The sequence below is a fragment of the Hoylesella timonensis S9-PR14 genome (assembly GCF_000762405.1).
Lineage (GTDB): Bacteria > Bacteroidota > Bacteroidia > Bacteroidales > Bacteroidaceae > Prevotella > Prevotella timonensis_A.
The window spans coordinates 38318-61802 of the sequence record NZ_JRPQ01000065.1 but is presented as its reverse complement, the minus strand read 5'-3'; the positions used below and the strand labels follow the sequence as shown (position 1 = coordinate 61802).

Below are 23485 nucleotides of genomic sequence, written 5' to 3'. Positions count from 1 at the left end.
TTTGTCTTTTAAGAAAAAGATAATATCTACACCCAAGAATAGTTTGTAGATGGGCATGATTTATCTCCTTGATGCAAAGATAGTGCAAGCCGAAGACAGAGAAAGTTTACTTTCTTTGTTGAGGCGAAGCCTATCTTCTGCAAAGATAGTGCAAGCCGAAGACAGAGAAAGTTTACTTTCTTTGTTAAGGCGAAGCCTATCTTCTGCAAAGATACTGCAAACTGCGGACAGCACAAAATAAAATGATTGATATTTGCCTTATAGGGATTTTATAAGGAAGCAAAATAGGCTGTTTTGGTGGGTAAAACAGCCTATTTTGCCAGATAAAACAGTTTATTTTATAAAAGAAGTATCATCATAGAAGCACTGATTATTATTGCGCTACTGTGTGAATCTGCCTTTTATAGAGATGCAAATAAAAAGCGTTCACGCCTTTCATGAAAGCAAAAAGGTGGGTATAGAGATGTGTAGGATGCGAACGTTAGCGATACTTAGCGGTTTAGTCTTCTTTCACTTTCTTAGGTCCGCGCACCTTTTCGTTCTTGTTCAAGCCGCTTTTTATCTCGATGTTCAGACCGTCGCTCATACCTGTTTCTACCTTTCGACGCTCGTAAGTCTTATTGTCCTTATCTCCCTTGACGATGTACACATAGGTTTGTTTTCCACTAAACTCAATGGCACTCTCTGGAACAGTCAACACGTTTTGCGCACTTGCCAGTACAATCTCGGCATTGGCACTGTATCCACTGCGTATCTTCTTGCCCTGGATGTTACGAATGGCGGCTTTTATCTCAAATTGGTTGGCACCGTTTTGCTCAACAGCTTTGGGTGAAACATATTCGAGAGACGCCTGCAAGGTGTTGTCCTGCAAGGCTCCGATAGTAATTTTCATGGGCATGCCCACAGACAGTTGTCCCACTTCTGTCTCGTCGATGTTGCCTCGGAAGATAAGGTCGCCCATGTTGGCTACCGTGGCAATGGTGGTTCCGTCGTTGAAGGTGTTGCTCAAGATGACCGTGTTGCCCACTTTTACGGGTACATCAAGAATCAAACCGCTAATGGTGGAGCGAATAAGTGTGCTGCTGGTGTTGGCATTATTCTTTGACACACCGTCGCGAACCACCTCTAAGTTGTCTTGTGCAGCCTTCACTTCCTCTTGCGATTGTTGGTAGGCTTGCCGTATTTTGTCGTACTCATCGCCTGCTACTAATCCTTTGTCGTAGAGCTTCTTCTCACGGTCGTAGTTCACTTTTGCTTGCTTCACGTTGATTTGTGCCAAGCGAATGCGTGACTGTGCGTTCGACAATTGGTTCATATCAGGCACCACTTTTACCTTTGCGATAATCTCTCCAGCCTGCACCATCTCGCCCGCTTCTTTCATAATCTCGGTGATGATACCCGAAATCTGCGGCTTCACGTTCACCTCGTTGCGAGGTTCAATCTTGCCAGTGATGACAGTTACCTTCTTCAGGTTCGACATCTTGGGGGTAAACTCGTCGTAAACCTCGGGTTGAGGGCGTGACTTGAACCATAGGAAAACAAATGTTCCGATGAAGATGAGGGCGATAACGCCTGCAACGATAAATTTGATATTCTTTTTCATAATGGTGTAATGTATGGTTCACAATGCGCAACTCGTTCTGCGGTCGGCAGTGTGTATCATGAATAGGTTCTATAATGAGTTTTCTTATTTGAGTTATTCGTCTCGCATGGCATCCACAGGTTTGATAGACATGGCTCTCAGTGCAGGTGCCAATCCTGCCAAAACGCCAAGGATAGACAGCATGATGACAGCGCCCACGGCAGTCCAGAAGTTTACTTGGAAGTGTGCAGCAGTAAAGCCATCGGTGGTGGTACCCATCTCTGCCAGCTGTAGAATGATGACGGCAAAGAGTATTCCACTCATGCCAGCTACCGCTATCAGGATGATGCTCTCTGCGATTATCTGTCCCAAGATGGTGCGTGGCGTAGCCCCAATGGCACGCCTGATGCCAATTTCTGTGGTTCGTTCGCGTACTGTTACCATCATGATGTTGGACACACCGATAGCTCCAGCCAGCAAAGTGCCGATACCTACGAGCCATACCAAGAAGTTGACACCGGCAAAGAGACTGTCAACCATGCCATACATCACTTCGGTGTTGAACACCGTGATGCCCTTTTCGTCGGTCGGATCAATGTGGTGTGCACGGGCGATGACATCCCTCATGGGTTGTGCTACCTTGCTCATTTTAACTCCAGGACGCCCTGTAACACAAATAACGTGAACGGTTTGCCCCAAATTGTAGGCTTGTTGCATCAGTGGGAGCGGTATGACGACGCTCTCTTCTGCCGACCCATTGATTTGCATGTTACCTGCACTATAGTCTACTCCTACGACACTGTAGTAGATAGAGTCTATCCTAATGAGCTGACCGCAAGGGTCTCCACCGCCTGGAAACAAGTTCTTGTACACTTTCTTGCCTAATATACACACCTTTCTGCGTTGCTGCATGTCCATTTCGTTGAGGTATCTACCGTAGTACATGTGTGGCGTTTCCACCTTAGCGTAATCCGCCATCAGTCCTTTGATGTTGCAGTTGCTTTTCTTGTCGCCAAACACAGCGTTTCCACCCCATTGCGACAGTCCCGGTGTAACGATGTCTAAGTCGCGAACGTTCGCCTTGATACGCTCCACATCTTTATATTCTAATGTCCATTGTCGCCCCTTGCGATAGCCGTCGTATGGCTTGGTAGTGGGTTGAGCGAAGATGACTGAGGAGTTGGTAGCAAAGCCTTCGAACACTCGATTGAGCAACTCTCTGAACCCTTGTCCACCTCCGATGAGTCCCATGAGCATGAAGATGCCCCAGAAAACGCCAAAGCCAGTGAGGAAAGAGCGGCTCTTGTTGCGCGAGAGTGTCTCGATAATCTCTTTGTATGTGTCGATGTCAAACTTCATGGCTTATTCTGCTCTTAGTGCTTCAATGGGTCTTACGTGTGCCGCTTTGCGTGCAGGAATGAGTCCAGCGATAGTGCCTGCCACCACCATCAGTAGCGTGGCGTTGATACAAACGTCAAGTCCAACGGTGGGATTAACAAACATGGTGGTGGTAAACATGCCCGAATCAACCTTCATGTTGCCAATGGTGGCATTCATGTATTCATTGGCTGCAATGCCCAACACCATGCCGATGTATCCGAAAAAGGTGGTGATAATGATGCTCTCAATGATGATGAGTCGCAGAATAGACCATGGTGTGGCACCGATAGCCTTGCGAATACCGAACTCGTGGGTGCGTTCTTTCACCGTGATGAGCATGATGTTGGAAACTCCGACGATGCCACTGAGCAGGGTAAAGATGCCCACTATCCATAATGCCGTGCGCAACATCCCCATTCCAGTGTTCATCTGCATGGCTTGCGTGAATCGGTTCCATATCCAAACCGCCTCCTCATCATCGGGCGCAGCACCGTGATTGCCGTTGAGATTAGCACGGTAACGCTGCTCGAAAGCTTCGTTTTGCTGTTCTGTCTCCAAGCCTTTGAATGAGAATACGATGTTGCCTGTCTTGTCACCCACATTATATATAGTGCGATAGGTGGTGAAAGGGATGAACGCATCGGTACCCATCATGCTCTTGTCTACTTGATAAATACCCACAATGTGAAACGCCAAGTCTTCCATTCTCACGATTTGTCCCAGCATATCTTCTACATTTCCCGTGGGTGAAAGCTCCTTCGCCATGTCATCACTGATAACAATCGACTTCCTGCGGTCTCTGATATCTATCTTATTAATAAATCTCCCGTAGATCATGTCACGCTTGTTGATGATGTAATCGTTGGGATATACACCACTGATGTTGGCGGCAGTGTACTCTTTTCCATGGCTCATAGTGGTGTTGCCATGGTCGAGTTCGGCACCCACCTCTTCCACATTGTCGCTGAATCGGTCTTGGGTGATTTCCATGTCACGGTCGTTCAGTTCTATCTTGCGCCCCTCTTTTAGTCCTTTGTGTGCCTTTGACGTTTGTCCGCCAAATATCACCATGGAGGTATTGAGATATCTATTTGAGTTCTGTTGCGTGGCATTGATCAGTCCATTGCCTGCTCCCAACAGGAATATGAGCATGAAGATGCCCCACGCTACCGCAAACCCAGTGAGGGTAGTGCGCAGTTTATTGCGTCGTGCGGTGGCCCATATTTCTGTTAAGATGTCTCTCATGTTCGACTTGTTTTAAGCATTATTTCATGATACCTCCTGTCCCGAATGGGCTTGAGTTATGGTCGAGATTCTCCTCAATGCGTCCTATCAGTCCGTCCTTGATATGGATAATCTTGTTTGTCTCGTTGGCGACACCGCTCTCGTGTGTTACCACGACAATGGTCATGTGTTCGTCTTGGTTGAGCGACTTGAGCAGTTGCATCACCTCCACGCTGGTTTTCGAGTCCAAAGCTCCCGTCGGTTCGTCGGCTAAGATAATCTGTGGTTTGGTAATCAGCGCGCGGGCAATGGCGACACGTTGTTTCTGTCCGCCCGACATCTCGTTAGGATAGTGGTCTGCCCACTGTGCTAACCCCAGTCTGTCGAGATACTCCTGCGCTTGTTGACGGCGTGTTTTGCGACTTACTCCTTGGTAGAACAAGGGCAATTCCACGTTTTCTACCGCTGTCTTGAAGCCGATGAGGTTGAATGACTGGAAGATGAAGCCAATCATCTTGTTGCGGTATTCGGCGGCACGCCTTTCGCTCAGGTCTTTGATGAGCGTACCCGACAGCACATATTCGCCACTGTCATAATTGTCGAGGATGCCTAATATATTTAATAAGGTAGACTTCCCCGAGCCCGATGCGCCCATGATAGAGACAAATTCGCCTTCCTCTATGTCAAGCGTGATGCCCTTGAGAACGTGCAGGGGCTGTGCGCCAAAATAGGTCTTGTTGATGTCTTTGAGATGTATCATTTGGCTTTTAGACGACAGCATGGTTTCGAAAGTTGCACCAGCTCGGCTAATTTTTTTTCGATTTTTTCCACCATCACCGTTCTCATGACAATCTTTCCCTCTGGACAGATAAGATAGAAGGAGGGAATCCACTTGATTTGAAAATCCTTTGCCACTTTCGATTCTTTCATCTTCTCAAAGTTGCAAACATGGTATGCTTGCTTGTTTTTGCAGTTTTGCTGTACGTATTGGGTCCATGCCTCTTTGTTGGTATCAAACGAAACGTGTATGAAAGCCACGCCATGCTCGGCATATTTCGCCCCCAACTCGTCCACTTTTGGTGTGACTTTGCGACAATCGGGACACCAAGAAGCCCAAAATTCCAACACCACATACTTCCCTCGGAAGTCGTTTAGCGATAAGGTCTCGCCGTTGATGGTGGGCAGTGTAAGGGCTGGTGCTGTCGTTCCAACCTCTAAAAGCTGTGTGGCATACTTGGCATCATCATCTTGTGCCAACAATGTTGCAACTGTGCAAAACAAGCAAAATGTGAGAAATACAATTCTTTTCATGATTAATTATTGTTTTTGTAGATGTAACGTTTGGTCGCAGTAGTCTACTACGGCAGGTCTGTGAGTAATGAATATCACGGTTTTGTCGTGATTAGAGAGAATATTATGTAAGAGCTGTCGCTCCGTCTCGGGGTCTAAAGCACTGGTAGCCTCATCGAACAGCATGATTGGACGGTTGCGCAACAAGGCTCGGGCAATGCTGATACGCTGTGCCTGTCCCTCGCTCAATCCGCCTCCTGCTTCCGTACAAACGGTGTCTAAGCCATCAGGAAGCTCCATAACAAACGAGGCGCAACTCATTTCCAACGCCGCTTTTATTTCCTCTTCCGTAGCGTTGAGCTTGCCCAATCGCAGGTTGTCGCGAATGGTACCACTCATCAGCGTGTTTCCCTGTGGCACATACACAAAGTTGCAACGCATCAAGGGCGATAATTCTTTTTGCTCTTGTTGATTGTATATAATGACTTTCCCCTCATTGGGGTGCAACAGAGCCAAGATGAGTCGTATCAATGTGGTCTTTCCTGCGCCCGTTTCGCCCAAGACAGCCGTGCACGAACTGGGGTAAAAATCAAAATCTAACTGTTCAATCACATTACTGTCGCCATCGTCGTATGCGTAGGTAATGTGTTCTAAGCGTACCCCACACGGTGCTGTCAGGGGGATAGGGTCGCCTTGTTCCTCCAAAGGATTCTCCTCGAGTTCCATCAATCGCTCGGCTGCTGTAAAGACTCCGACAAACACAGGTGCCAAGCGAGTGAGGTCGCGCGCTGGTCCTTGGATACGATTTACTAATTGTAAGAACGCCGTCATGCCTCCGAAAGTCAGTGTTTGGTCAGCCATTCGCAAGGCTGCCCATAGGAAAGCGATGAGATAACCCACAGAGAATCCTGCGTTCAGGATAAAGTTTGACACCACACTAAATGCCGTTCGCTTTACCACCCGATGCCGAAGTTCGCTCTGTGTGCTTTCCAATCGATCTACCATGATGCTGTCGCTCTCTAACGTCTTGATGAGCATACGGTGCTGAATGGTCTCTTGCAGCACACTTTGCACCTTGCTATCCGAGTCGCGTACTTGTCGGGTGAGCCTTCGCATCTGTCCAATATACAGCTTACTTAACAGCACAAACACAGGAATAATGCCTACGATGACGAAGGCAAGTACTTTGTCCATAGAGAAAAGATACAGGAAAGCGCCCACAAACATTGCCACTACCGAAATGGTATTAGGAATAGTTTCGGTTAGAAAACTTACCACCGTGCCAACATCCTGTTCCAATCTGTTGAGTACATCGCCTGAATGATGCGACTCTTTTCCCGTCCATTCCGACCGCAAAATACGGTCGAGCATGCGTTGCTGCATACGGTTTTGCGCCTTGATGCCCAAGATGTTGCGCACCCAAATGGAACAGATACGCAGGGCGAAGCCGCAAAGAACGAGCAAAGCCATCACCCCTACAGACCAGTAGATTGACCCTTCCGCGTGTCCAGACGCCACGTCAATGGCATGCTGTACTGCCCACACTTGTGCTAAACTCACCACAACAGAGAGCAAACCAATGGCGGCATTGAGGATAGCCTGCAACTGATTGCCACGCCAAGCACGCCAAAGCCATTTGAAAATGATCTTGGCGGAATATTTGGGGGTAGGAATCTTAAACCATTGTCGGATGTTCATAAGCTGCTATGTCTATGTGTTATCCCCTTGTGTCTGCCCCCCACATCATCTTTTCACGCAGGGTTGAGAAGTAACGTTGACCAAACCGTTTGACAAATAGGGTTGCAAAAGGAGCTTTGCGAATAGTCAGTTGCGTATGCTCACCTAACTTTGTAGAGCGACCGTCAATGGCAGCGAGGAAGTTGTGCGAACGTGATTCTACCGTGAGGGTAATGACATTGTTGTCGTTAATCACGATAGGACGGATGTTCAGACTATGCGGAGCCACAGGTGTGAGACACAAATTGCTGGTCGATGGCACCATGATTGGGCCGCCATTTGACAAGTTGTATGCCGTACTACCCGTAGGTGTCGCAATTACAAGACCATCGGCTTGGTAGGTTACCAAGTAGTCATCGTTCACGCAAGCACGGATGGTAATCATCGCCGCATTGTCACGCTTCAGGATGGCAATGTCGTTGAGGGCATAAGGGTTGATGTCTAAGGGCTCTCCGTTGGTCTCTAATTGAATGACCGAATGCCTTTCTAACTCGTAATGGTGGGCGTAAATATCAGCAACGGCTTCCTTTAACTCACTCGGAAGAATGTTGGCAAGAAAACCGAGTCTGCCGGTGTTCACCCCTATCAGCGGAATTTGTTTGATGCCCACACGTCGGGCAGCCTTGAGAAAAGTACCGTCTCCACCCACGGAAATTACAAAATCGGCATCGAAGTCTTGTCCTTCAAACCGCTGTACGGTCTCCGATTTGAAATGAACATCTTGACATAAGAAGTCGTAAAACGTGCTATCAATGCTCACGTGAGCACCGTGTGCCTGCAACTCCTCGATAATTCGCAGGAAGAAAGCTGTTTTCTCAGGCTGGTATTCGTTGCCAAAAAGGGCAAATCTTAGTTTTGGTTCAGACATATATGGATCATCTATCGTTAAGTTGTCTTCTTTGTGACGTTCCCAAAGCCATGATAAACAATGGCGGAAACGTATCGGGCAATTACTTGCAAATGTACATATTATTATTGATAATTGAATAAAACCACCCATGAAAAGCGTATGAAGATAAAGAAAAAATCATGAAAGCAATAAAAAGAACTGGTCTTGTTTTTGAGTGAGGAAACAGCGAAAAACAGCATTTTTATTGACAATTTTAAGGCTCTTAAAAAGGGATGAGTTTTCTATCTTTTAGCTCTAAAAATCATGTTGCTAACAAATTTTTGCCCTGTTTTTTGCCTTTGTTGAACTTATCTCAATGAGTTATGCGTTCTATTCCATGCGCATAGATGCCTTATGACATGTCTTTAACAGGCTTAAAGCATGGAGATAAGCCGCTTAACCCAATGGGTTAGTGCTGTTGCAGTTTTCTATAAAAATGTAAACCGTTGATAATAAGCAGTTTATATTTTGCTTAAATTTTCGGCAAATTCAGGACTTTCATGGGAAATAACGAAAAATAAGTCCTCTTAAACCTGAGTTTTGTCAACTTTTTTCGCGTGGAGGAATGAATCTGGTAAACAACGTTAATCAGCGTCAATCATTCTGAATTGATAAGCGAGAGATGTATTTTATCGTAAAAAAATAGTATATTTGCAGAAAGAACCTATTTATATTTCGATCAACCAACGGGTCGTTAAACCCACAAAACAAAAAACTATGGCAAAGGTATATGAATTTTTAGCAACAGGCTTCGAAGAAGTAGAAGCCTTACTCCCAGTAGATATTTTGCGTAGAGCAGGTGTAGAAATCAAGACAGTGAGCGTTACAGGCGACACATGGGTGACGTCTTCGCATGGTGTTACCATTCAAGCCGATTTGAAATTTGAAGACATCCCTCACTTTGATGATGTAGATATGCTCTTACTTCCGGGTGGAATGCCTGGTGCAACCAACCTGAATGAGCATGCAGGTGTACGGGAAGCCTTGCTTGCACATCACGCCAAAGGCAAGCGGATTGGTGCTATCTGCGCTGGTCCTATGGTCTTAGGAAGTTTAGGACTATTGAAGGGACGTAAAGCAACCTGTTACCCAGGCTTTGAAAAGTATATGGAAGGTGCCGATTATACGGCAGAATTGTTCACCGTCGATGGCAACATCATCACAGGAGAAGGTCCTGCTGCTACTTTCCCATATGCTTTTGAAATCTTGAAAGGATTTGTAGGTGAGGCAGAAACCAAAGACTTACAAAAGCAAATGCGGTTTACTCACTTGATGGAAACAAAGTAACTTGCCTTTTTCTTATCATTCACTCGTCCACTCATGTACTCGAATACACATCCATGCGACATCTCGTCCACTTGTCACCTCGTCACCTCGTCCACCAACAAGATGCGATTTATCATCATTGTAGCAGGTGGCAAAGGACTTCGGATGGGAGGTGACATCCCCAAGCAGTTTAGAATTGTGGGAGGGAAACCGATACTCATGCATACCATTGAACGGTTTCATCAGTATGACGCTGAAATGGGAATTATTGTGGTGCTACCTCATTCGCAGCAAGCGTATTGGAGACAATTATGCGATGAATATAGCTTTCATGTGGGGCATACCGTAGTGAATGGTGGCGCATCGCGCTTTGAATCGGCGAAGAATGGTTTGGCAGTCATTCCAGAAGAGATCTGTGGCACGGTGGGTATCCATGATGGAGTTCGTCCTTTTGTGTCAACAGAAGTGATTAACCGTTGTTATCTTACTGCTCAAAAATGTGGCGCAGCCATCCCTGTGCTTCCTGTGACCGATACGTTACGCCATATCAGCGCAGACGGCAGTGGCAAGAACGTGCTTCGCAGTGATTACCGCATCGTGCAAACGCCACAAGTGTTCGACATTGCATTGCTAAAAAAAGCGTTTGCACAGCCCGAGCAGGAGGCGTTTACCGATGATGCTTCGGTGGTGGAAGCAATGGGACAAACGGTTGAAATGGTAGAAGGCAACCGAGAAAACATCAAGATTACCACACCGTTTGATATCAAATTGGCAGAACTACTGATACCACAAACATGACCAGCATACTCAGTCAAGACATCAAATACCTTACAGGCGTGGGACCAAAGCGTAAGGAAATTTTGGAGAAAGAACTCCAAATATCTACGTGGGGTGACCTGTTAGAGTATTATCCTTACAAGTATGTAGACCGAAGTAGGATTTATCGTATTGGTGAATTGCGAGGCGACTTGCCATTTGTGCAATTGAAAGGCAAGATACTGAGCTTTGAAGAGTTTGCTATGGGCACTCATCGTAAGCGAGTGGTGGCACATTTTGGCGATGGAACTGGTGTGGTAGACTTGGTTTGGTTTCGTGGTGCGCAATATGTCTATAAGACTTATAAGGTCAACGAAGAATATATCGTCTTCGGACGACCAAGCATTTATGGCGGTCGTTACCAGTTTGCACATCCCGATATAGATAAGGTGGCAGATGTACAGCTTTCAGAAATGGGCATGCAACCATATTATATGACCACCGAACGCATGAAAAAGATGGGGCTGACCTCTCGCTCGCTTGAAAAACTTACCAAGACTTTGGTGGAGAAACTCTCTGAGCAGACCATTTCTGAAACATTGCCACCTTATATAATAGGACCCTTACACTTGATTTCTCGCACGGAGGCATTGCATAAGATTCATTATCCGAAAAGTCTCGAGGACGTGCAACGAGCCCAAGTCAGGTTAAAGTTTGAGGAGTTGTTCTATGTTCAACTGAATATTTTGCGATATGCCCACGACCAACGCCGCAAATATCGAGGCTATGTTTTTACACAAGTAGGTTCGTTATTCCATTTTTTCTATCACAACAACTTGCCTTTCGAGCTCACCAATGCACAAAAGCGAGTGATGCACGAGATACGCAACGATATGGCTACGGGACAGCAAATGAATCGCTTAGTGCAAGGAGACGTGGGGTCGGGCAAAACATTGGTGGCACTCATGTCTATGCTCATCGCTATTGGGAATGGTTTTCAGACGTGTATGATGGCTCCCACGGAGATTTTAGCCGAGCAACATTTTGCCACCATTCGTAAGTTTTTAAGACAGATGCCCGTGCGCATAGAGCTGCTCACGGGGATAGTGAAAGGCAAGAAGCGAGAGGAGATATTAAACGGTTTGCTCACGGGTGAGGTGCAAATATTGGTGGGTACGCATGCTGTCATTGAGGACAATGTTCAGTTTTCACGTTTAGGGTTGGCGGTGGTGGATGAACAACATCGCTTCGGTGTGGCGCAACGTGCCAAATTGTGGGGGAAAAGTCAACAGCCTCCCCATATACTCGTGATGACAGCAACACCCATTCCTCGCACATTGGCGATGACGATTTATGGCGATTTGGATGTGAGTGTCATCGACGAATTGCCGCCTGGGCGGAAACCAATACAGACTATTCATAAGTACGACAACCAACTCACCAGTCTGTACCAAGGTATAAGACAACAAATTCGGCAGGGTAGGCAGGTTTATATCGTGTTTCCTCTCATTACAGAAAGCGAAAAAATAGACCTGAAGAATCTTGAAGCGGGATATGAGTCACTGTGTAGTATCTTTCCTGATATGAAATTGAGCAAGGTACACGGTAAGATGAAGCCGAAAGAGAAAGACCTTGAGATGCAAAAGTTTAGTAAGGGAGAGACCCAAATATTGGTTGCCACCACTGTGATCGAAGTTGGGGTGGACGTTCCCAATGCTTCTGTAATGGTTATTCTGGATGCACAACGGTTTGGTTTGTCACAGTTGCATCAGTTGCGTGGACGTGTGGGGCGCGGTGCAGATCAGAGTTATTGCATCTTGGTAACGAATCACAAGCTCACACAGGAAACAAGAAAACGCATTGACATCATGTGTCAGACCAACGATGGCTTTCAGATAGCCGAAGCAGACCTAAAACTTAGGGGGCCCGGAGATTTGGAAGGGACGCAGCAAAGCGGAATTGCGTTTGACTTAAAGATTGCCGACATTGCCCGTGATGGGCAGCTGATTCAGTTGGCGCGTGATGAGGCACAGAAGATTATCAATGATGATCCTCACTGTGAAAAGAGCCAATACAGCATGCTGTGGAATCGATTAAACGAGCTACGGAAAAGCAATGTGAACTGGGCTGCTATTTCTTAGCGACATTAATTGCAGTGAATTTGTGGAAAAAAGCAACAATAAAGATACACTTTTTAACAAAAATGCTCATAAAACGCTGCAAGAAAAGAACAGTAGAATATATGCATAAATATTGCTTAATTATAACAATAAAACCCATATAACAAGGAAGAATATCCAAAAATGAGAAAAAGACAGAGGTGTATATACGTATTTTTATGGCATTTGTAATTGATACACTTTGGTTAAAGCGTCTATAAAATCTGTTAACACTGTAACAAGATTGCAATAAATTGACTATTTTTGCAACAGATTTTTAAGAATCATGAGGATTTGATTGATTTGTCTTGAAGATCTGTAAAAGGTTTTTAATAACCTCCATAGGAGACCTAAACCCAAATTTGTATATGAGACTACTGAATAAGATTAAGACATTTGCTTTTATTACTTTGCTTGCAGCATTCGCACAACCAACCATTGCGCAAGACTTATTGGCAAGACAAGCACCCGTAGATAGGAAGATGAAAGCAGTGGATACACTCTTACTTCACAATATTATCGAAAAAGAAAATCTGGAATCTCCAGCAGCTCAGTTGTATGAAGAATGGGACAATCGTTATGCCCATCGACAGACAGCACTCCCCGATAGCTTTAGAATTGACCTTAGGCATTTCTGTATGCCCACACCGAGCCGTGTAATTACCAGTAATTTTGGTACTCGTTGGGGACGCCAGCACAAAGGCTTGGATATAAAGGTATATATTGGCGACACCATTCGAGCTGCGTTTAGTGGCAAGGTGCGTATAGTACGCTATGAAGCCCGAGGCTATGGAAATTATATTGTCATTCGTCATGGCAATGGATTAGAGACGATTTATGGGCACTTGTCTAAACAATTGGTAAGTGAGAACCAAGAAGTGCGTGCTGGAGATGTGATTGGACTGGGTGGAAATACTGGTAGAAGTACAGGCTCTCACCTGCATTTTGAAACGAGATTGTGCGGAGTCGCATTGAATCCCGCCTTGTTATTTGACTTCCGTGCACAAGATGTGACAGGAGACTATTACACCTTTAGAAACAATTCTTATCAAAGAGAATCGACAGAAGCGAATCGTTTACGTGGAAAAATTGGCAATGGAGGTTACACACCAGACCAAGTTCGGGGCGGTGTAGCGAGCAGACGTGAGGATGTGGAAGCGTTCAATACCGTACAAGTACAGTACCACAAGGTACAAGCTGGCGAGACGTTGAACTCGATTGCGCGTAAACGTGGCGTAACAGTAGAGCAGATATGTCGATTGAGCCATATAAGTAAGTCTGATAAAATTAAGCCTGGACGAATTTTAAGATATTCGTAAATGGCTTAGAACCTTCACTCAATGATATCTTATCCTCTACGTTTGGATGAGTAAAATATTAGAATTATTATCAATCTAACAGTCTATCTAATAAGGATAGGCTGTTTTACTTTATATTAGAGACATAAGAGAAGGGCTCAAATGAGTTCGATTGAATAGAGAGGTTTGATGAGAAACGTACCACAATTCTCTATATAAAGTCTAACAAGAGCGTTAGTCAACGGCAAGTGAACTTACATCTATCGTGTTAATGCACAATAAATTGCGATTGAAGCGGTTAAATTTTTATAATTTGTTTTGACATCTCACACATTTTGATATCTTATTTATATATTTGTACACAAATAATATCATGTAGAGAGGCCTACTCACTGAATAAGTGATGAATGAGGGCATTGACGCATGAAAGAAAAATATTTAACTAAAAACGAATTGATTATGATGAAGAAACATGGATTAATATTCCCTTTGCTTGCTGCTGCTTTATTGGTTTCGAGTTGTGCAAGTAAGAAAGATTTGGAAAACTGTCAGTCTGAAAATCGTGAGTTGACTTCTAATTATCAGACAGCGAAAGAGCAGTTGGCAGCATCACAGGCGCGTGTTACGGCTTTGGAAGAACAATTATCTCAGCAAAAACGTGATTATGCCTCTTTACAGAAGTCGTTGGATAAGAGTTTGTTAAATACAAATTCTAACAGCATTAATATCTCTAAATTGGTGGATCAAATTAATGAGTCGAACCAATATATTCGACACTTGGTAGAGGTGAAATCTAAATCTGATTCACTGAACATGGTTTTAACCAACAATTTGACCCGCTCCTTGAGTCGTGAAGAACTGAAAGAGGTAGATGTTCAGGTGTTGAAGGGCGTGGTTTATATCAGCTTGGCTGATAACATGCTTTATAAAACCGCTTCTTATGAGATTAACGACCGAGCTGCAGAAACTCTGAGTAAGATTGCTAAAATCATCATGGATTATAAAGAGTATGACGTTTTGGTGGAGGGAAATACCGATAATGTTCCTGTAAATCCAAACAGTCCGTTGATGAAGAATATTCGTAACAACTGGGACTTGTCTACGCTCCGTGCATCAAGTGTGGTACAATACTTGCAAAAGAACTATGGTGTGGATCCTAAACGTATGACCGCTGGAGGACGTGGAGAGTACAATCCATTGACATCCAATAATACAGAGTTGGGTAGACAGCGTAATCGTCGTACTCAAATTATCATCACACCGAAGCTTGATCAGTTCATGGACTTGATAAATGAAGCACCTGCACAGACAAAAGAACAATAATATATTGTAGATGTATGGTTAGTTAGAGGAATAGCCTTGCCTGATTTTGAATTGTTTATTATTACTTGTAAATTCAAAATCAGACAAGGCTGTTTTTTTGAAATTATCTATGAAACTATAGATAGAAGATATATGATGATACCACAAATACTTATTGTAGAAGATGAACAAAGAGTCGCAGATTTGCTGAAGGTGGGCATTGAGGAACACGGCTACGAGGTAATGGTGGCCTATGATGGAATGATGGGCTTGCAGCTCTTCAATAAGTATGACTTCAAATTGATAATATCCGACATCATCCTTCCAAAACTTGATGGATTTGATTTATGCAAGGAGATACGGACGAAAAACAAACATGTTCCTATTCTCATGCTGACCGCTTTGGGTACTACTGATGATAAATTAGAGGGATTTGACGTGGGTGCGGATGATTACATGGTAAAACCTTTCGACTTGCGTGAACTGGTGGCGCGCATGAAGGTATTGTTGAAGCGCAACAGCAGCCAGATAGACGAAAATGAGGGGAAGGCGGTTGACATCGTATATGCTGACTTACAAATAAACCCTAATCTGCATGAATGTAAACGAGGTGGTGTCGCCATAAAACTAACACCTAAGGAATATAACTTATTGAAATACATGATGCTGCATTCCGATAGAATTATTCCAAGAACAGAAATTGCGGAAAAGGTATGGGGCACTCATTTTGATACCGGCACTAATTTCATAGATGTGTACATCAATTATCTAAGAAAAAAAATAGACCGGAGTTTTCCCGTAAAGCTCATACATACCAAGCCAGGCATAGGTTTCGTGCTGACCGATAAGCAAGTTTTATGAAAATACGTACTGCTCTTACCTTAAAATACACTGCCATAACGGCAACCGTATTCTTGTTGTGCCTGACCATGGTCTATCTCTTGAGTGAACAAGCGCGTAGCGAGACTTTCTTTAGGCAGTTGCGGAGTGAGGCTGTAACCAAGGCTCATTTGTTCTTGGCGGGGCAGACTGATGCCCGAACCATGCAATCTATTTACCTTAATAACCGTAAGTTTATTGACGAGGTAGAGGTGGCGGTATATACTCCGAAGTTCAAGATGCTTTACCACGATGCCATACAAAGCGACATTGTTAAAGAGACACCTGGCATGATACGAGCCATTTTGCGTCAGAAGCAAATAGCCTTTTACGAGGGCGCTTATCAGAGCATTGGCATGATATATCGCTTCAAGGGAAAGCCATACGTCATTACTGCCGCCGCCTACGATGGTTATGGATACGCCAACTTGGTTGAGTTGCGCAAAACGCTCTTCCTGTTGTTTCTCATAGGGTTGAGCCTGCTCTTTGTGGTGAGTTATCTTCTTGCCCGCTTGTCGTTGAATCCCATACGGAGAATCGTGGAAGAAGTTGAGAACATTACAGCCAAACATATAGACCGCCGTTTGTTTGTCAAATGTGCAAACGATGAGTTGGGAGAACTGGCCATCGCATTTAATGCCTTGCTCGAACGACTGGAAAAGTCGTTTGAAGCACAAAAAATGTTTGTCAGCAATGTAGCCCACGAGCTTCGTAATCCATTGGCAGCCATAACCACTGAGCTGGACGTGGCTTTACAAAAACGCAGAACTGAGCCGCAGTATGTAGACGCAATGCAAAATGTTTTGCACGACGCCAAGCGCATGAGCCGGTTGATTGATGGATTGCTCAATTTGGCAAAGGCTGACTATCAGCGTGAGCAAATCAGCATGAAAGAGGTTAGGCTTGATGAAATTCTACTTGATGTAAGAACACTCATACTCCGTAGTCATCCCGATTATAGCATAGAACTGATATTTGATGAAGAAGACAGCGACGATGAGCGTTGCGTTACCGTCAACGCCAACCCTTACTTACTTAGTATCGCTTTCTCTAATCTCATAGAGAATAATTGCAAATACTCGGATAACAAGCTGTCGTCTGTTCAAATATCCTTTTGGAAAGAATGGTCTATCATTCGACTGTCTGACAGCGGAAAGGGTATGACCGACATTGACAAGAGAAATTTGTTTAACCTGTTTTATCGCGGGGAGGGTGAGAAAATAGTGGAGGGACACGGCATTGGCATGGCTCTTACGCAAAAGATTATATTGCTACACGGGGGCGAGATAGCAGTTCACTCACAACGAGGCTCTGGCACCACCTTCATAGTAAAACTTTTGCACGTTTAAGAGTGGTTCTATAAATTAGCTTTGCAAAGCTAATTTATAGAACCACCTTCTAAGTAAATTTTAATTTTTTTCTAATAGTTCTCTAATACCCCATGTGTAAAAGTAAGACTACTTTTGCATTGCAAATGAGTGAACGGAGTATAAACCCACTAAAACGTTAATAATATGTGGAAGAGAACAAAACGTGTTCACGTTTCTTTCAATGCGGCTAAGGTGTTTCAGGTTGCACAGCAGCCAGTAGATGCCGTGTTCCATTATCTTAACACCACGACACATGGATTGCGACAGGAAGAAGCGGAGAAACGGCAGTCTGTATATGGAAAGAACGAGGTGATACATGAACAGAAAAAGAATCCTCTCGTCACTTTCGTCAAGGCTTTTATCAACCCCTTTGTAGGCGTACTTACGGTACTGATAGCCATATCGTTCGTGCTGGACGTACTCACGGCGCCACATGGCAAGCAGGACTGGACATCCATCATTATCGTCTCAACCATGATTGTGCTGAGCGCCATCTTGCGCTTTTGGCAAGAATGGAAGGCCAACCAATCGAGTGAGGCACTTCAAAAGCTGGTCACCAACACTTGTTACGTGCAGCGGTTGAATGACACTGGTGAGATTGCCATAGAAGACTTGGTGCCAGGCGATGTCGTGATGTTGGCGGCGGGCGACATGATACCGGCGGACATGCGTATTGTCGAGGCTAAAGATTTGTTTGTAAGTCAATCTACGTTGACGGGCGAATCAGATGCTGTGGAAAAGTTTTGCTCCATACAAGAAGAAAATAATCATTCTGGAAGCGAGATAGAACTTGGGGATATTTGCTACATGGGCTCTAACGTGCTGAGCGGTTCTGCCAAGGGTATCGTGTTCGCGACTGGAAACGATACCTATATAGGGACTATTGCAAAGAACGTTGTAAAGCATAGGGCAACAACAGCTTTTGACAGAGGTATCACGAAAGTGAGTATGTTGCTCATACGTTTCATGCTCTTTATGGTGCCTTTCGTGTTTTTGGTTAATGGTGTCACAAAGGGCGACTGGCTGCAAGCTTTCATCTTTGCCATCTCGGTCGCGGTAGGACTTACGCCAGAGATGTTACCCATGATAGTGAGCACCAACCTAGCCAAAGGGGCGCTAAAGATGTCTCGCAAAAAGACGATTGTCAAAGATTTGAACGCCATTCAGAACTTTGGCGCCATGAATGTGCTTTGCACTGACAAGACTGGCACGCTGACGCAAGACCATATCGTGTTGGAACAACATATAAACGCCGATGGAACGGAGGATGTGAACAACAGAATTTTGCGGCACGCATATTTCAACAGTTATTTCCAGACAGGTCTTAAGAATCTCATGGATTGTGCCATCCTCTCACATGTAAAAGAGTTGCAGCTTGAATCGCTGAGCGACAATTATCACAAAGTGGACGAGATACCGTTCGACTTCGTGCGCAGGCGGATGTCGGTCGTGGTAGAGGATAATAAAGGAAAACGGCAAATCATCACCAAGGGTGCCGTGGAGGAGATGCTTTCCATCTGCTCGTATGCGGAAACGGATGGAGAGGTGAAGCCACTCACTGACAGCCTAAAGCAACGAGCCATGCGGATAGTGGAAGACATGAACAACAAAGGCATGCGTGTGTTAGCGTTGGCTCGTAAGACCTTTTTGGATAAGGAAAATAACTTTGAGGTTGAAGACGAGTGCGAGATGGTTCTCATTGGATACCTTGCTTTTCTTGATCCGCCAAAGGAGTCTGCCGCACAAGCCATTTACGAACTTCATTCGCATGGGATAGAAATAAAGGTGCTGTCTGGAGATAATGACGCGGTGGTAAGAACTATCTCGAGACAAGTAGGTATCGATTCTACCATTATGTACACGGGAGGCGAGTTGAGAGAAATGACTGACGAGGAGAAAAGCGCAGCCGTGCAGAGGGGTACGCTCTTCGCTAAACTTACACCCATGCAGAAAGTAGAAATCATACAAATTTTGCAGAAACAAAACAATACGGTAGGATTCCTTGGCGATGGCATCAATGATGCCGCAGCGTTGAGAGAGTCGGATGTAGGCATTTCGGTAGACTCGGCTGTTGACATAGCAAAAGAAAGTGCCGACATCATCTTACTTGAGAAAGATTTGATGGTTCTTGAGGATGGAGTGGTAGAGGGAAGAAAAACTTTCGGAAACATCATCAAATACGTCAAGATGACAGCCAGTTCTAACTTTGGCAATATGTTCAGTGTCATGGTGGCGAGTGCTTTCCTCCCCTTCTTGCCCATGTTGCCGATACATCTGCTGATACAAAATTTGCTGTACGACATTTCTCAGACTACCATTCCTTTTGATCGTATGGACAAAGACTATTTGAGCAAACCAAGAGTATGGGATTCTTCAGACCTCAGTCATTTCATGATACTGATAGGTCCAATCAGCTCTGTGTTCGACATCGCGACCTATGCCCTTATGTGGTGGATGTTTGATTGCAATCGTATGGATATGGCATCTTTGTTTCAATCTGGCTGGTTCGTGGAAGGTCTGCTTTCGCAAACACTCATTGTTCACATGATACGCACACGCAAAATTCCTTTTGTGCAAAGCACTGCATCGTGGCCAGTACTCTTCATGACTTTCACCATCATGGTTCTTGGCATCTGTATGCCTTTCACCAACTTGGGGGCTTCGATAGGTTTCACGCCGTTGCCTTGGAATTATTTTCCCTGGCTGTTGGCTATTTTGTTCTGTTATTGTTTGCTTACACAAGGTGTCAAGGTCTTATATATACGCAAATACAAAAGGTGGTTATGAAAGCAAGGGTGTTGTTGTTTGTGATGGGCTGCGCCGTTCATTACATGGGACTTGCGCAAAAGGTGTTAGGGCAATATACTACCGAGTGGCAATGCGCAAAGAGCGGAAAGTGCAATCTTGTAAGTTTGCTCAGGCTGCAGGCAAGCATACCCATGGGGCGGCATTCATCCTTCGGTCTTGCAACTATTCATATAGTGAGAGCGCATGGAAACATTGTCAATGATTATCAAACGTTTTCTAACATAGAAGAAGAAAATTGTTTGGCGGCCATCGCACTGTTGGGGTACACTAAAGAATGGGAACATTACAAACTGTTTGCTGGCGTGCGAAATGTGAACGAGGATTTCTTTACCTCTGCCTGTACATCTCTTTTCACAAACAGCTCGTGTGGAATCTTTCCCACACTGTCCGCAAGCTATCCCATCGCCAACTATCCTATGAGTGGGCTTACGCTCTTTTTTGAGGCTCATAAGGGAGCGTATAGGTTTAGGAATGCTTTATACAACGGAAGAGGATATAATGGATGGACGCGCGACAATCTGCCGTTTACGCTCAATCCTAAAAATGACGGCGTTTTTGACGTGGCAGAGTTCAAGTACAGCATTCATCACTCGTCCTATTTCGTGGGTGCAGCTTATCACTCTGTCTTGCGCGTCGCCAATATGAAGTATGGAAGTATGGCTGAGTGTCGCCAAAAGGCGAGCGCGGTTTGGTGGATATATGCCGAACAGAATGTTGGAACCTATCATGACGGAAGTCTTAACCTCATGGCTCAATATTCAGAGAACACCGACGTCAACGCGGGCTGTCATCGGTATGCCGAAATAGGATGCGTATATAACAAAAGGAAGATGAACGCTGGAATATCCTTACAGTATGCTCATTTCAAGCAGGGAGAGGAAGGGTCGATAGAGCTTACGTGTCAAAAACAGATAAGCAAGTCTGCGAGTGTGCAGCCAGTGTTGCAATACATTAAAAACGACCAAGGCGACTTTGCGGTTGCAATGTTTCGGATATATTGTCAATTATCAATAGTTCGTTAAAATTTGAGATAATGGCTACGCAACTTTCCATATATTGGTTGAGTGGTTCTGATGTCATATACTCAATGTTTGGCTTTCTTAAAAAAAACTGGAAATTAGCCACTTAATCAAATTATATTAGCTATATTAAGTTAATTAGCTCTTCATTATCAAGCGGTTATTTTAATTAACTAAGTATTGATTGATGGGCTTTATCAGAACTCCTTACCTTTGTTTAGATTCAAGCATCCCCCCTAAAAACTAATTCTACTCACGGCATTTAGTGAATGAGCTTTAACAAATAGGCACATTTATCAGCATTACCAATTACTTTTCCACTATCGCACGACAGTTTCACGCAGTCGTGCCATTCGCGTTTTTCTGTAATTCGGCTCTTTGTAAGTTTCACAACAATATTCATTGGTTCCGCATTCTCCACATCACAGGTTAAGAAAGTTCCCATACCATAACTGTCTTGTATGCGTCCATTGACATATTCGTGTATTTTGATTGCCTTCTTGATGTCGAGTCCATTGCTATACACCACTTGCTTGGTTTTAGGATTGATACCCAAGCTCTTGTATTTCTCAATAATTTTCTCTGTCTGTTCTTGCTCATCACCGCTATCTACACGTAGTCCTGTAAACATCATAGCCATGCGTTTGGATAGGTTATTGAAGAAAACTTTATCGCCAAAGCAGTCGTAAAGATAAATACCATTATCGCCATCGTAGACATCACTAAATTTTTTCATGACATTAAAGTTGCATTCAAAGACACCACTGATGTTTTCTTCAAATTGTATCAGTTGATGACTCATGGTTCCGATAGGCGTCAAATCGTGCTTCATTGCCAAATACACATTGCTTGTTCCTGTCAACTTTCCCGTCCATTTGTGGTATCCAGCCTCGTCTTGGTAGCCCCCTTGTTCGTAAGTCTCTTTCATTACTTTCACTACCATGTCGTGATGGTCGAATGAGAACCTGCGACGAGTACCCATATCCCCTAAGACAATACCATTCTTCAATATCTCTCTTGTCTTTTCTATGGCTCTTTTTCGTTCCGTTTCTAAGTCGTATCTCTCAAAATCACCACGTAGATAGTGCATCAACTCGGATATGGTAGCCAAGATAGGCATTTCCCACATAATGGCTGAGTACCACTTTCCGCGCACTGTAATTTGCAAATGTCCTGCTTCATCTTGCGTTACCGTTACTTCATGAGGATTAAATCGATAGCCACGAAGAAACGTAAAATACCATTCGGGAAGGTAGTACATCCTACGTTTCATGAACGAAATCTCCTCCTGCGTTATCATGACTTGTGGCATATAGCCTAATTGTTCTTCCACCAACCCTGCAAATCCTTCTGGATAAATGGTGTCGTTGCGGTCAAAGAAGTTGTATTCTACCTCTGCACGAGGATATTTTTGTAAGATATAATATTGGCAACTAAAAGTATAGGCGTCGTTGTCTGTAAGATGACTGATAATTTGTTTCATATTCTTAGGAAATGTCTATTCTTCGGTTTTCGGCATTGTAGCAAACGCAAAGATACATATTTTCTTGACAATTATCACCTTAAGGGATTGATTATTGAATCTTAACGAAATATTTTTTATTCCCCTTTTTAATAGTCGTACCTTTGTAAAAAGACAATAATAGGCATCACTGCTTAGGGTAAAGGAGCAATATTCATTTTGAACCAAGGAAAAGAAATCTGCGTATGAATCATAAAATAAAAGCGTTGTTTTTTGATATTGATGGCACACTGGTTAGTTTTCAAACCCACCAAATACCTGACTCCACGGTACAGGCATTAGAGGAGGCGAAGGCTAACGGTGTACAAGTGTATATTTCTACAGGCAGACCGTTGTCGTTAATCACGGTTCTTGGCTCCATTCAACATTTGATAGACGGCTACATCACCACCAATGGCGCTTACTGTTTTGTCGGAAATCACGATGTTTGCCAGCACGCCATCCCACGAGAGAGCGTTGACTTTGTCATTTCGCAGGCTATAGAACAGCAGTTTTGCTGTGTCTTGGTGGGAACCAAACATTTATGTGTGTTTCAGCAAGATGAAACGTTCAACCAAGTTTTCTTAGAGCTTCTTAAGGTTCAGGGCATAGATAAAGCGGTATCACAGGATGTGGTATTACAAGAGCCTATTTTACAATTGAGTCCTTTTATTACGCAACAGCAAGAAACAGACCTGATGAGCAAGCTTCCCACTTGTCAGTCGGGACGTTGGCATCCCGCTTTTACCGACATCACCTCCCTTTCTGCTGATAAGGGGCAGGGCTTGCAAGCGATGGTCAACTATTTGGGACTTTCGCTCAATGAGACGATGGCTTTTGGCGATGGAGGCAACGACATTACTATCATTCAGCAGGCTGGAATAGGGGTAGCTATGGGAAATGCCGTACCTGAATTAAAGCAGACTGCCGATTACATCACTACTTCTGTAGACGAGCATGGAGTTCGAGAGGCACTCATCCATTACGGCATAATTACCAAAGATGCTCTGTAGCAGTACTTCTTC

At 44.3% G+C, this 23485-nt stretch carries 19 protein-coding genes; 11 read left to right on the top strand and 8 right to left on the bottom strand.

Translation table 11 applies throughout. The features are described 5' to 3' along the window. Nucleotides 1–49: 49 nt before the first annotated feature. Nucleotides 50–241 (top strand): hypothetical protein, encoded by a 192-nt coding sequence (locus tag HMPREF9304_RS14635; RefSeq protein WP_036926442.1) that lies wholly within the window; start codon nt 50–52, stop codon nt 239–241. A gap of 258 nt (nt 242–499) precedes the next feature. Here the strand turns inward: HMPREF9304_RS14635 and HMPREF9304_RS03420 are convergent, their stop codons facing one another. The 7 genes from HMPREF9304_RS03420 to HMPREF9304_RS03390 all read right to left on the bottom strand — a co-directional run bounded on the left by HMPREF9304_RS03420 (nt 500) and on the right by HMPREF9304_RS03390 (nt 8081). Continuing rightward, the gene (locus tag HMPREF9304_RS03420) at nt 500–1603 is read right to left on the bottom strand and encodes an efflux RND transporter periplasmic adaptor subunit (protein WP_036926441.1); all 1104 of its coding nucleotides are present in this window, start codon (nt 1601–1603) and stop codon (nt 500–502) included. Nucleotides 1604–1696: 93 nt separating this feature from the next. Further along, nucleotides 1697–2941 (bottom strand): ABC transporter permease, encoded by a 1245-nt coding sequence (locus HMPREF9304_RS03415; RefSeq protein ID WP_036926440.1) that lies wholly within the window; start codon nt 2939–2941, stop codon nt 1697–1699. A 3-nt stretch (nt 2942–2944) separates the two neighbouring features. Beyond that, complete coding sequence (locus HMPREF9304_RS03410) at nt 2945–4207, bottom strand: ABC transporter permease (protein WP_036926438.1); 1263 nt, start codon at nt 4205–4207, stop codon at nt 2945–2947. A 19-nt stretch (nt 4208–4226) separates the two neighbouring features. Beyond that, complete coding sequence (locus HMPREF9304_RS03405; protein ID WP_036926436.1) at nt 4227–4946, bottom strand: ABC transporter ATP-binding protein; 720 nt, start codon at nt 4944–4946, stop codon at nt 4227–4229. Continuing rightward, a complete protein-coding gene (locus HMPREF9304_RS03400) occupies nt 4943–5497 on the bottom strand; it encodes a TlpA family protein disulfide reductase (protein WP_036926434.1) in 555 nt (184 codons plus the stop codon). Before HMPREF9304_RS03400 ends, HMPREF9304_RS03405 begins: the two co-directional genes overlap by 4 nt. A gap of 6 nt (nt 5498–5503) precedes the next feature. Then, entirely contained in the window at nt 5504–7174 is a 1671-nt protein-coding gene (locus HMPREF9304_RS03395; RefSeq protein WP_036926433.1) for an ABC transporter ATP-binding protein, read from the bottom strand. 19 nt (nt 7175–7193) lie between these two features. Further along, nucleotides 7194–8081 carry an NAD kinase gene (locus HMPREF9304_RS03390; RefSeq protein ID WP_036926431.1) on the bottom strand — a complete coding sequence of 296 codons (888 nt, stop codon included), beginning with the start codon at nt 8079–8081 and terminating at the stop codon, nt 7194–7196. 738 nt (nt 8082–8819) lie between these two features. Here HMPREF9304_RS03390 and HMPREF9304_RS03385 point away from each other — a divergent pair. From HMPREF9304_RS03385 to HMPREF9304_RS03345, 9 genes are all read left to right on the top strand, one after another. Next, nucleotides 8820–9389 carry a DJ-1 family glyoxalase III gene (locus tag HMPREF9304_RS03385; protein WP_036926467.1) on the top strand — a complete coding sequence of 190 codons (570 nt, stop codon included), beginning with the start codon at nt 8820–8822 and terminating at the stop codon, nt 9387–9389. Nucleotides 9390–9491: 102 nt separating this feature from the next. Then, complete coding sequence (locus tag HMPREF9304_RS03380) at nt 9492–10166, top strand: 2-C-methyl-D-erythritol 4-phosphate cytidylyltransferase (protein WP_036926430.1); 675 nt, start codon at nt 9492–9494, stop codon at nt 10164–10166. Next, nucleotides 10163–12265 carry an ATP-dependent DNA helicase RecG gene (gene recG, locus HMPREF9304_RS03375; protein ID WP_036926429.1) on the top strand — a complete coding sequence of 701 codons (2103 nt, stop codon included), beginning with the start codon at nt 10163–10165 and terminating at the stop codon, nt 12263–12265. The genes HMPREF9304_RS03380 and recG overlap by 4 nt, the downstream gene beginning before the upstream one ends. 386 nt (nt 12266–12651) lie before the next feature. Continuing rightward, entirely contained in the window at nt 12652–13602 is a 951-nt protein-coding gene (locus HMPREF9304_RS03370; protein ID WP_008123503.1) for a peptidoglycan DD-metalloendopeptidase family protein, read from the top strand. A 441-nt stretch (nt 13603–14043) separates the two neighbouring features. Continuing rightward, on the top strand, nt 14044–14904 hold the full coding sequence (locus HMPREF9304_RS03365; protein ID WP_036926466.1) for an OmpA family protein: 861 nt from the start codon (nt 14044–14046) through the stop codon (nt 14902–14904). A gap of 135 nt (nt 14905–15039) precedes the next feature. Beyond that, nucleotides 15040–15744: a response regulator transcription factor gene (locus HMPREF9304_RS03360; protein ID WP_036926464.1), complete on the top strand. Its 705-nt coding sequence runs from the start codon at nt 15040–15042 to the stop codon at nt 15742–15744. After that, nucleotides 15741–17111 (top strand): HAMP domain-containing sensor histidine kinase, encoded by a 1371-nt coding sequence (locus HMPREF9304_RS03355; protein ID WP_036926427.1) that lies wholly within the window; start codon nt 15741–15743, stop codon nt 17109–17111. The genes HMPREF9304_RS03360 and HMPREF9304_RS03355 overlap by 4 nt, the downstream gene beginning before the upstream one ends. 165 nt (nt 17112–17276) lie before the next feature. Next, nucleotides 17277–19919, top strand: a complete 2643-nt coding sequence (mgtA, locus tag HMPREF9304_RS03350; protein WP_036926425.1) for a magnesium-translocating P-type ATPase — start codon at nt 17277–17279, stop codon at nt 19917–19919. Continuing rightward, nucleotides 19916–20962, top strand: coding sequence for a porin (locus HMPREF9304_RS03345; RefSeq protein ID WP_036926423.1), 1047 nt, complete (start codon nt 19916–19918; stop codon nt 20960–20962). Before mgtA ends, HMPREF9304_RS03345 begins: the two co-directional genes overlap by 4 nt. Before the next feature lie 259 nt (nt 20963–21221). On the opposite strand, the gene pncB is transcribed toward HMPREF9304_RS03345, so the two are convergent. After that, nucleotides 21222–22442 (bottom strand): nicotinate phosphoribosyltransferase, encoded by a 1221-nt coding sequence (gene pncB, locus HMPREF9304_RS03340; RefSeq protein ID WP_036926421.1) that lies wholly within the window; start codon nt 22440–22442, stop codon nt 21222–21224. A 224-nt stretch (nt 22443–22666) separates the two neighbouring features. On the opposite strand from pncB, the gene HMPREF9304_RS03335 reads away from it, so the two are divergent. Next, nucleotides 22667–23473 (top strand): Cof-type HAD-IIB family hydrolase, encoded by an 807-nt coding sequence (locus HMPREF9304_RS03335; RefSeq protein WP_036926419.1) that lies wholly within the window; start codon nt 22667–22669, stop codon nt 23471–23473. The last annotated feature ends 12 nt before the right edge of the window (nt 23474–23485 follow it).

Coding starts and splice junctions, on each gene's coding strand:
- HMPREF9304_RS03365 (WP_036926466.1), top strand. CDS start 14,044: ATGAAGAAACATGGATTAATATTCCCTTTGCTTGCTGCTGCTTTATTG.
- HMPREF9304_RS03345 (WP_036926423.1), top strand. CDS start 19,916: ATGAAAGCAAGGGTGTTGTTGTTTGTGATGGGCTGCGCCGTTCATTAC.
- HMPREF9304_RS03415 (WP_036926440.1), bottom strand. CDS start 2,941: ATGAAGTTTGACATCGACACATACAAAGAGATTATCGAGACACTCTCG.
- HMPREF9304_RS03335 (WP_036926419.1), top strand. CDS start 22,667: ATGAATCATAAAATAAAAGCGTTGTTTTTTGATATTGATGGCACACTG.
- HMPREF9304_RS03410 (WP_036926438.1), bottom strand. CDS start 4,207: ATGAGAGACATCTTAACAGAAATATGGGCCACCGCACGACGCAATAAA.
- HMPREF9304_RS03395 (WP_036926433.1), bottom strand. CDS start 7,174: ATGAACATCCGACAATGGTTTAAGATTCCTACCCCCAAATATTCCGCC.
- HMPREF9304_RS03420 (WP_036926441.1), bottom strand. CDS start 1,603: ATGAAAAAGAATATCAAATTTATCGTTGCAGGCGTTATCGCCCTCATC.
- HMPREF9304_RS03380 (WP_036926430.1), top strand. CDS start 9,492: ATGCGATTTATCATCATTGTAGCAGGTGGCAAAGGACTTCGGATGGGA.
- mgtA (WP_036926425.1), top strand. CDS start 17,277: ATGTGGAAGAGAACAAAACGTGTTCACGTTTCTTTCAATGCGGCTAAG.
- HMPREF9304_RS03390 (WP_036926431.1), bottom strand. CDS start 8,081: ATGTCTGAACCAAAACTAAGATTTGCCCTTTTTGGCAACGAATACCAG.
- HMPREF9304_RS03355 (WP_036926427.1), top strand. CDS start 15,741: ATGAAAATACGTACTGCTCTTACCTTAAAATACACTGCCATAACGGCA.
- pncB (WP_036926421.1), bottom strand. CDS start 22,442: ATGAAACAAATTATCAGTCATCTTACAGACAACGACGCCTATACTTTT.
- HMPREF9304_RS14635 (WP_036926442.1), top strand. CDS start 50: ATGGGCATGATTTATCTCCTTGATGCAAAGATAGTGCAAGCCGAAGAC.
- HMPREF9304_RS03400 (WP_036926434.1), bottom strand. CDS start 5,497: ATGAAAAGAATTGTATTTCTCACATTTTGCTTGTTTTGCACAGTTGCA.
- HMPREF9304_RS03360 (WP_036926464.1), top strand. CDS start 15,040: ATGATACCACAAATACTTATTGTAGAAGATGAACAAAGAGTCGCAGAT.
- HMPREF9304_RS03385 (WP_036926467.1), top strand. CDS start 8,820: ATGGCAAAGGTATATGAATTTTTAGCAACAGGCTTCGAAGAAGTAGAA.
- recG (WP_036926429.1), top strand. CDS start 10,163: ATGACCAGCATACTCAGTCAAGACATCAAATACCTTACAGGCGTGGGA.
- HMPREF9304_RS03405 (WP_036926436.1), bottom strand. CDS start 4,946: ATGATACATCTCAAAGACATCAACAAGACCTATTTTGGCGCACAGCCC.
- HMPREF9304_RS03370 (WP_008123503.1), top strand. CDS start 12,652: ATGAGACTACTGAATAAGATTAAGACATTTGCTTTTATTACTTTGCTT.